At 69.4% G+C, this 2,383-nt stretch carries 2 protein-coding genes and 1 pseudogene; 2 read left to right on the top strand and 1 reads right to left on the bottom strand.

Annotation, left to right across the window (positions count from 1 at the left end):
• Positions 1-64: 64 nt before the first annotated feature.
• Both ACOJVU_RS13735 and ACOJVU_RS13730 read left to right on the top strand, forming a co-directional pair.
• Positions 65-364 (top strand): PE family protein, encoded by a 300-nt coding sequence (locus ACOJVU_RS13735; RefSeq protein ID WP_421530273.1) that lies wholly within the window; start codon positions 65-67, stop codon positions 362-364.
• Positions 365-379: 15 nt separating this feature from the next.
• A complete protein-coding gene (locus ACOJVU_RS13730; protein WP_421530272.1) occupies positions 380-1,564 on the top strand; it encodes a PPE family protein in 1,185 nt (394 codons plus the stop codon).
• A gap of 129 nt (positions 1,565-1,693) precedes the next feature.
• Here ACOJVU_RS13730 and ACOJVU_RS13725 read toward each other — a convergent pair.
• Positions 1,694-2,383, bottom strand: a pseudogene (locus ACOJVU_RS13725) (5-methyltetrahydropteroyltriglutamate--homocysteine S-methyltransferase); the annotation flags it as partial.

The raw sequence follows: 2,383 nt of genomic DNA, 5'->3' as shown, positions 1-2,383 counted from the left end.
ACCACGTGAAAACTTTATTCGCAGTTGCCGGGTCAGCCGGCCGATGTGTTGAAGGAGGTGGGGCGTGTCCTTCGTAACGGCACGACCGGAAATGCTGACCGCCGCGGCGGGAAGCTTGTCGACCATCGGATCCTCGATGGCGTCCAACAATGCAGCGGTGGAGGGGCCGACCACCGGCGTCCTGCCTCCGGCGGCAGACCAGGTGTCGGCGCTGTTGGCCACCCACTTCGCCGCGCACGGGTTGGCTTACCAGACCATTGCGTTGATGGCCAACCAGATTCATGAAGCTTTCGTGAGCGCCCTGTCCACCGGCGGCACGTCCTATACGGTGACCGAGGCGGCGAACGTGGCAGCGGCCGGCTAGGAACAGGCTGCCACCGTGTTCTTCTCGTTCCTCCCCCCCGAAGTCATCTCCGGGATGATGTACACCGGTCCGGGCTCGGGTCCGCTGGTGGCCGCGGCGTCGTCCTGGGAGTCGCTGGCCGGTGACTTGTATGCGACCGCGGGTTCCTATCAGTCGGTGATCGTGACCCTCACCAGCGGATGGACGGGTCCGTCGGCGATGGCGATGACGGCCGCGGCCGCGCCCTACGTGTCGTGGATGGGCGCCACGGCGGCGGCGGCGGCGGAGGCCAGCGCGCAGGCCGGCGCGGCGGTGGCCGCCTACGAGACGGCGTTCGCCGTGACGGTGCCCCCGCCGGTGATCGCGACCAACCGGGCGGTGCTCGCGGCGTTGATCGCGACCAACATCTTCGGCCAGAACACTCCGGCGATCGCGGCGACCGAGGGCGACTATCTGGAGATGTGGGCCCAGGACGTGGCCGCGATGAACGGCTACCTCGCCTCGGCGGCCAGTGCGCTGAAGATGCCGGGGTTCAGCGTGCCGCCGGTGATGACGAACCCGGCCGCCGGGTTCGCGCCGCTGCTGACCAGCTCCGGGTCCGGTGTGCTGGCATCGTTGACCACGCTCGGTGCCGAGGTGCAGGCGGCGATGGGCTCGCTGACCACGTCGGCCCCGGTGGCCGCGCTGCTCAACGCCACCGGCCTGAATTCGCTGACGAGCGGCGCCGGCCTGACCGAGTCCTCGATCTACCCGCTCGAAGCCGGGTACTACGCGGTCATGATGGGCAGCTACCCGGCGCGCATGTTCATGAGCATGGGCAAATCGGCCGGTTCCACGGGGATGGGCGGCTTGACCGGCAGCGAGGGGCTGCTCGACAGCATCGGCCAGTTCGTCAGCACGAAGATGCAAACGGTGGTCGGCGGTATCACCAATCAACTCAGGACCTGGGGATCGAGCGTGTCGGCCCAGTTGGCGTCCGCCTCGAAGTTGGGGGGGCTCTCGATCCCGCCCGGATGGTCCGCGGCCGCGGGAGAGATCAGCCGCGCCGCGCCGGTGCTGCCGCAGACCACCGTCGCCAGCCCGGCCATGGCGCAGGCCTCGGCCCTGCCCAACAGTCCGTTCACCCAGGCGCTGATGGGCTCCCTGAGCGGGCGCGGCATGGGCAGCGTCATCGGCAAGGTGCCGGCGAAGATCCTGCCCCGCTCACCGGCCGGCGGCTGACCGGTAGGCCTCACCGGTCGGCGCCTGACCTGAAGGCGCCCGAGTGTCATGCCGGCGTGGCGCTCGCCGCCCGGCGCCACGCTCGCGTGACGCTCGGCATTCGCGCAAGTCGGGCGACTCGCGCGAACGTCAGGCTCCCGCCCGGACTTCGCGGGCCGCAGCCACCATGTTGCGCAGCGACGCGGTCGCCTCGTCGGCCGAACGCGTCTTCAGCCCGCAGTCGGGGTTGACCCAGAGTCGCTGTGCCGGAAGCGCTTTCAACGCGGCCCGTAGCGACTCGGCCATCTCGCCGGTGCTGGGCACCCGCGGCGAGTGGATGTCGTAGACGCCGGGCCCCACACTGTTGGCGAAACCGACCGCGTTGAGGTCGTCGAGCACCTCCATGTGTGAGCGTGCCGCCTCGATGGACGTGACGTCGGCGTCCAGATCCGAGATCGCCCCGATCACCTCGCCGAATTCCGAGTAGCACAGGTGGGTGTGGATCTGCGTCGAGTCGGCGACACCGGAGGTGGCCACGCGGAAAGACCCGATGGCCCAACGCAAGTACTCGTCCTGATCTGCGCGCCGCAGCGGCAGCAGTTCCCGCAGCGCGGGCTCGTCGACCTGGATGATCGAGATGCCGGCGGCTTCCAGGTCGACCGTTTCGTCGCGGATGGCCAGCGCCACCTGGTTGGCCGTCTCGGCCAGCGGCTGGTCGTCACGGACGAACGACCACGCCAGGATCGTGACCGGGCCGGTCAGCATGCCCTTGACCGGTTTGTCGGTCAGCGACTGCGCGTAGGTGATCCACTCGACCGTCATCGCCCGGGGCCGGGACAC

Source organism: Mycobacterium sp. THU-M104, from assembly GCF_049197365.1.
Classification (GTDB): Bacteria; Actinomycetota; Actinomycetes; order Mycobacteriales; family Mycobacteriaceae; genus Mycobacterium.
The sequence above is the reverse complement of the archived record's forward strand: the minus strand, read 5'-3'. Positions and strand labels throughout refer to the sequence as shown.